This window comes from Desulfatitalea alkaliphila, assembly GCF_022968795.1.
Classification (GTDB): Bacteria; Desulfobacterota; Desulfobacteria; order Desulfobacterales; family Desulfosarcinaceae; genus Desulfatitalea; species Desulfatitalea alkaliphila.
This window is the reverse complement of sequence record NZ_JALJRB010000042.1, coordinates 20,944-27,122: the sequence shown is the minus strand read 5'-3', so window position 1 is coordinate 27,122 and position 6,179 is coordinate 20,944. Positions and strand designations below refer to the sequence as shown.

At 59.7% G+C, this 6,179-nt stretch carries 5 protein-coding genes; all 5 read left to right on the top strand.

Annotated features, from left to right (window positions below):
* Positions 1 to 146: 146 nt before the first annotated feature.
* The 5 genes from MRX98_RS21015 to MRX98_RS20995 all read left to right on the top strand — a co-directional run bounded on the left by MRX98_RS21015 (position 147) and on the right by MRX98_RS20995 (position 6,102).
* Positions 147 to 1,178 carry a hypothetical protein gene (locus tag MRX98_RS21015; protein WP_246914839.1) on the top strand — a complete coding sequence of 344 codons (1,032 nt, stop codon included), beginning with the start codon at positions 147 to 149 and terminating at the stop codon, positions 1,176 to 1,178.
* Entirely contained in the window at positions 1,172 to 1,354 is a 183-nt protein-coding gene (locus MRX98_RS21010; protein ID WP_246914836.1) for a hypothetical protein, read from the top strand. The genes MRX98_RS21015 and MRX98_RS21010 overlap by 7 nt, the downstream gene beginning before the upstream one ends.
* A gap of 1,024 nt (positions 1,355 to 2,378) precedes the next feature.
* Positions 2,379 to 3,638, top strand: coding sequence for a competence/damage-inducible protein A (locus tag MRX98_RS21005; RefSeq protein ID WP_246914833.1), 1,260 nt, complete (start codon positions 2,379 to 2,381; stop codon positions 3,636 to 3,638).
* The gene (locus MRX98_RS21000; protein WP_246914830.1) at positions 3,635 to 4,840 is read left to right on the top strand and encodes an amidohydrolase family protein; all 1,206 of its coding nucleotides are present in this window, start codon (positions 3,635 to 3,637) and stop codon (positions 4,838 to 4,840) included. The genes MRX98_RS21005 and MRX98_RS21000 overlap by 4 nt, the downstream gene beginning before the upstream one ends.
* Before the next feature lie 350 nt (positions 4,841 to 5,190).
* On the top strand, positions 5,191 to 6,102 hold the full coding sequence (locus MRX98_RS20995) for a transglutaminase-like domain-containing protein (RefSeq protein ID WP_246914826.1): 912 nt from the start codon (positions 5,191 to 5,193) through the stop codon (positions 6,100 to 6,102).
* Positions 6,103 to 6,179: the final 77 nt, after the last annotated feature.

The window sequence follows — 6,179 nt, the reverse complement described above, 5'->3', positions numbered from 1 at the left end:
CAGTGTCCCATTTTCATTGACAGATTCCGTATTCGGAAATTGAAAAATCCGCTCCTGTAGGACTTATGATCCCTATAGATGTCAGCCGATCTGAGATGCTGTGGAGATAGTTGTTGCTTATAGCCTTACTGCAAAGGAGTCCCAAGATGCGTCCACCTGCCCGTTTTCTGGTTCTGCTTGTCGTTGCCTTTTTTATCCTCGTCCCCGCGACCCATGCAAATGTTGTTACCATCCCTCACACCTTTGTTTCTGGCACTCCGGCCAGGGCTGCCGAAGTCAACGCCAACTTCGATGCCCTGAAAACCGCCACCAACGATAACCACGGACGTATCGAAGCCTTGGAGGCTGCGCTTGCCGCACTTCAGGCGACGGTAGCTTCGCTTCAAACCCAGAGCGCTGAATTAACCGCAATGAACACAACCCTGCAGACCAAGGTGGCCGATTTGACGACCAGCAACGCCACCTTGCAAGCAAGAGTGACTGCGCTGCAAAGCCAGGATAATGAGTTGATAAGCCTCTACAACGGCCTTTCCTCGGGCTCGGCAGCCACCGACACTCGTGTTTCCCAGTTGTCCGCAACAGTTACCGGGTTGCAGACCCAGACTAATAATCTTGCCGCTGAGAACGCAGCCCTGCAGAACCAGATTGACGACATGACGAGCCAGAATGCGGACCTGGCAGCGAGGGTTGACGGCCTTGAAGGCAATACGGTGCTGGCACTGCACAACATCCTGGGGTTGATTACCGATCCCAACACCGGGCAGGAGACCGCCAGATTCACAGGTGTCAACCTCCAGATCGTCAACGGCTTTGCAGGGGCACCCGGGTGGGTAAACGGGACCGGTAATCTGATTGTAGGTTACAATGCGTTGAGAGGTGGTGACAGCAATGATCGAGGAGGATCCCACAACATCGTGGTGGGCGATGCACTCAACTACTCGCAATACGGCGGTCTGGTTGCAGGACACTTTAACACTATTTCTGGAGATTATGCCAGCGTCAGCGGAGGGTATAGTAACACGGCCTCCGGTATTCACAGCAGCGTCAGCGGAGGGAGGGAAAACACGGCTCTCGGATACTATGGCGTAGTGCTCGGATTACAAGGAGTAACGGCGCCTGATACCCCAGACGTACTGTATCCCTGGCCTATGGCTATAGGAGGATGGGGCACATGGTAACCATCACAGCATCTATTACAAAGGCCCTGTACCGTATCGCAATCTTGTTGTTGACCCTGTCGATGCTCTCTGGATGCGGGGATGGGAGCACCAGCTCAAGCGATACGAACCTGAGCAACCCGGAGATTGCCGCCACATGGGACAACGGAAACTGGGATCAGGTGAACTGGCAGTAATGCTTTGACGGGCTGCTGTTGGGTCGGGTAAAAGCTTTAGCTATTCCTTTGATGCCTTGAACTCCGCTATTGCGTCTGACGTGGCGAGCGAAGCCCCTCATCCGGATCCGCGCCATGGCATTCAAAGTCTTTATTGAAGGCCGTTTCGGGGATGCATAGGACCTGGCCAGCCACCCGGATGGCCCGTAGCCTGCCCTCCTGGATCAGGTGATAAGCGGTTCTCTCGGCGCTCTTGAGCATACGGGCAGCGGATGACTGGCCAAAAGGACAGGTTTCGGTTATCATGATCTCCTGTTGCCATTGGTCAGGTAGTTGGATGGTGTGCCGATTTCTTGGCCTTCGTTATTGCAACCTTCCCAGTCATGCGCATTACTGCCGCAACCGCAAGGCGGATAGCGTTCATGCCACATGCGCAAACAATCCGGTTGCCGCTGGTCCGGCTACCTGGGCACAGGACCGCCCGGTATCTGTCGAACCGGGCGGTGGGTGTACGGTTGACGCGGATTTTGTGAAATCCTCTTGGCCTTCGGCCACGGGCAACCAGTCGCCGGTGCTACCCCGGCACCCCCTGCACACACATCCAACAAAACGAATTTATTGCTTAAAACTCTTAACACGCAAAGCTGCCCGCCAGGGGAAGGCGGCATAGGACCATGGCGACCGGATCACAATCTTTTCCACCTGATTTCTGCAAGCGATTGCCCGGGCGCGCACCGGGCAACGGTTGCGTTTTCGGTGCGCCGGGGGTATAGACCCTTGGTGGGCTTGTGCGGTAGGCGGATCGAATGCGGTTGCCGCCTTCAGTTGCAATCGAGACAAAGCCCGCGTTGCCGACGCGGGCTTTTTTGTTGGTGTTCATCCGGAAACGGCTGGTTCGCGGCTCGGATCGAGTTGCAAGGAAGCGAGAACCGCCGGCCCCTCGACAGGTACACACCATGGCAAACGCTTATCGCCGTGTTGCCGGAGGGCAGGCAGAAGTTGCAAGGTGCCGTTGCCGGGGAGACACATGCGAGGAGGTGTGACCATGCGCGCTGAAATCGTGGCCACCGGTGACGAAATTCGCACCGGTGCCCTGGTGGACAGCAATTCCGCCCATATCGCCGACCAGTTGGAACAGGCCGGCATCGAAGTGACCCGTCACCATGCGGTGGGCGATGACCTGCCGGTGCTGGTGGCGCTGCTGCACGAAATCGGCGCGCGGGCCGAGGTGGCGGTGGTCACCGGCGGCTTGGGACCGACGGAAGATGACTTGAGCGCCGCCGCGGCCGCCCGGGCCCTGGGCGTCGGATTGGTGTTGGACCAGCAGGCCCTGGAGGAGATCGAGGCTTACTTCACGCGCCGCGGCCGCCCCATGACAGCGTCCAACCGCAAGCAGGCCATGTTTCCCGAAGGCGCCCGCCGGCTGCCCAACCCCATCGGCACCGCGCCGGGGTTTCGCGTCGTCATCGGCGGCTGTGCTTTCTATTTTCTTCCCGGCGTGCCCCACGAAATGCGCCGCATGCTGCAAGAGCAGGTGCTGCCCGATCTGCACACCATGCAGGGGGCTGTGCGTGATTTTCGATTGACCAGGGTGATTTCCACCTTTGGATTGCCCGAGAGCGTAGTGGGCGAGAAGGTGGCCGCCATCCACCAATACTTTCCCGACATCAAGCTGGGTTTGCGTGCCAAGTTTCCCGAGATCCAGGTCAAACTCTACCTCAACACCCCGGACGAAGCGCAAGGCGGACGCATGCTGGACGGTGCCGCCCGGTGGGTGTCCGAAGCCCTGGGCATCAATGTCTTTTCCCTCCGGGAAGGCACCATGGCAGAAGAAGTGGGCGCCCTGCTGCGGCAGCAAAACGCTACCCTGGCGCTGGCCGAAAGCTGCACCGGGGGACTCATCGCCAACTGGCTGACCAACATTGCCGGGTCCTCCGATTACTTCCTTTTCGGCGCCGTAACCTATGCCAATCCAAGCAAGATTCAAGTGTTGGGTGTGGAACCCGAAACCCTCGAACAGTACGGCGCCGTGCACGAAACCACCGCCCAAAGCATGGCCCGCGGCGCCCGCCGGATCGCCGGCGCCACCTACGGCCTGGCCACCTCGGGCATCGCCGGGCCCGGCGGCGGCACCGCCGAAAAGCCGGTCGGCACCCTCTGTATCGGCCTGGACGGCCCCATGGGCACCCGCAGCCGCACCGTGACCCTCTCCTTCGGTCAGCGCTTGATGAACAAACGGCTCTTTGCCATGATCGCCCTGGACCTGCTGCGCCGGGCGCTGCTGGAACAACCGGACCAACCATGAGCGGTGCACCGGACAACTCCCCGCCCGCAGCCCGGTGGCTGCGCATTGGCCGGCTCATCGACGGCCGGGGAGGGCCCCCGCGGCAAAATGTGGTCATGGAGATCCGGGACGGGCGCATCACCGCCCTTCAGCCGGATCATCCGCCGGCCGCCGAGGTGCGCGATCTTTCCCGGGCCACCGTGCTGCCGGCACTCATGGATGCCCACGTGCATCTGGCCTTTTCCGGCAGCGAAGATCCCGAAATCCGCGCCGCCCAACTGCAAGCCTCCCCGGATCAGGTCGTTGCCACCGCACAACACCACCTTGGCGCACATCGCAAGTGGGGCATTTCCGCCGTGCGGGACGGCGGCGACCGCAGCGCGGCGATTCTGCACAGCAAAATGGATGGCCGATTGGCAACCGAACCGTCCGTCACCGTTCTCACCCCCGGCTGGGCATGGCATGCCGCGGGCCGCTACGGCGCCATGATCGGCCGCCACCCCGCGCCGGGCCAATCGCTGGCCGAAGCCATTACCCCCCATCTGGCAACCATCGACCACCTCAAAATTCTCCAGTCGGGCATCAACAGTTTGAAACGATGCGGCCCGGTCGGCGGCCCCCAATTCTCCGCAAGCGATTTGCAAATGGCGGTGCGAACCGCCCATGCCGCCGGCAAACCGGTCATGGTCCACGCCAACGGCGACCTGCCCGTGCGCCTGGCCTTGGAAGCCGGTTGCGATTCCATCGAACACGGCTACTTCATGGGCCCGGACAACCTGCGCCGCATGGCCGACCGGTCCGTCACCTGGGTGCCCACCGCCGTACCCATGGCCGCCCTGGCCCGCGCCGAAGGCCTGACCCAAGAGCAACGGGACGTGGCCCGCCGCACCCTGGACCACCAACTGGACCAGATTCGCCAGGCCCACGATTTGGGTGTCTTCATCGCCCTTGGCACCGACGCCGGCAGTCACGGGGTGCACCACGGACAAGCCGTCCGGGAAGAATTGCTTCTGCTCATGGACGCCGGCCTGTCCCTCCCCGCGGCCATCCGCTGCGCCACCCGCAACGCCGCCCGCCTCATGGGGCTGCAAAACCGCGGCAGCCTGGTGTCGGGTCGGCGCGCGGATTTCATCGTGCTGCCGGGCCCCCCGGAACGCCTGCTTGAAAATCTTAACGGAATTTTTGATATCCATCTCAATGGGCAGCCCTGCCAACCCGTTTGAGCCGAGAGTCACGCCACAATTGGCGGCTTCCATGTCTTGCAGTATCGTCCCTCGAATGCCAGGCTGACAATCGATGACGAATGCAACTGTTCAGTACATTATCTTTTTATGATCGGATAGTTACTACTATCGGACAGTCGTCATCGATTTGGATGAACGTCAATTGTCGCAAAAAAGGGTTGCGATTGGTGTCGAAATAAAGTACTCGACGTCTCGACCCTTCGCAAGGTCATCCCCCCCCCCAAGGCTTTTTTTACTTGTTAGGCTTCATTCTAGCGGTTGGTTGATACGGTTCGGGGATTGTAGTGCATGCCACATGCACCGGGACTATTATTCCGGGATGGTGAACCATGTCTTTTCCGCGAGGAAAGATAGGCGCATTACATTTCGTAGTCGCCATTACGGCGCTGCTTTCGGCAGCGGGCGTATTCGTGGTTGTGATGAAGACCGGACCACCGCCGGCACCAGTGATGGTCCACTTAAGCTATAATTTTAGTGTGCACAACCCATCCAACCAGGCGATTCGTAATGCTTCTATACAGGTCGGTTGTCCGGCATCGGAAACGGCCTTTCAGCAGCGTTTGCATATTCGGTCCGATCACTCCTATCAAGTAATTCCGAGAGATCCGCAAGGTTTTGCAACAGAAGACGCACTGCTCTTTGAGTGGGAAATCTTCCCTCCTTTTGCCACCAAAATCGTCACCATCAGAAGTGCTCTCAACCTTTGGGAAACGCCCCGCAAGCCGGCGCAACGGGACCTGAGCACATATTTGCAACCCGAACCGTTCATCGAATCGGATCATCCGCGCATCATTGCCCAGGCAGCAGTTCTTGCGGCGCCGAAGCCGTTGCAAACCATCGAGAATATCTTCGATTGGGTCAGCAAGCAGATCGACGACATCGGTTATGTCCGGCAGGCCCGCGGCGCCCTTTACGCCATCGACCACCAGCAGGGCGACTGCACCGAGTTCGCCTGTTTGTTCGTGGCGCTTTGCCGTGCCAGCGCCATTCCAGCCCGCGTGGTGGGCGGCTTCGTCTGCCCCCGAAACACCGTGCTGGATTTGGGCGACTATCATAATTGGGCCGAATTCTTCCATAAGGGCCGATGGCATGTGGCTGATCCACAGCGCCGGCGACTGATGCGCGAACAGCAGACCTATGTTGCCTTCGACCACTGGCATGCCGCCGGCAAAGCGCATGATAAGCCTCTGGTCGCCGTCATTGCCGGCGATCCGCTGGTCATTCGTGCAAGCCGGCAATAATGGAAGGGCAGGGGGGAGCGTACAACCGATGACGTTGCTGAAAAGCCCTGATTCACAGAGACAAATCACGGAAGGGA

Coding starts and splice junctions, on each gene's coding strand:
- MRX98_RS21015 (WP_246914839.1), top strand. CDS start 147: ATGCGTCCACCTGCCCGTTTTCTGGTTCTGCTTGTCGTTGCCTTTTTT.
- MRX98_RS21010 (WP_246914836.1), top strand. CDS start 1,172: ATGGTAACCATCACAGCATCTATTACAAAGGCCCTGTACCGTATCGCA.
- MRX98_RS21005 (WP_246914833.1), top strand. CDS start 2,379: ATGCGCGCTGAAATCGTGGCCACCGGTGACGAAATTCGCACCGGTGCC.
- MRX98_RS21000 (WP_246914830.1), top strand. CDS start 3,635: ATGAGCGGTGCACCGGACAACTCCCCGCCCGCAGCCCGGTGGCTGCGC.
- MRX98_RS20995 (WP_246914826.1), top strand. CDS start 5,191: ATGTCTTTTCCGCGAGGAAAGATAGGCGCATTACATTTCGTAGTCGCC.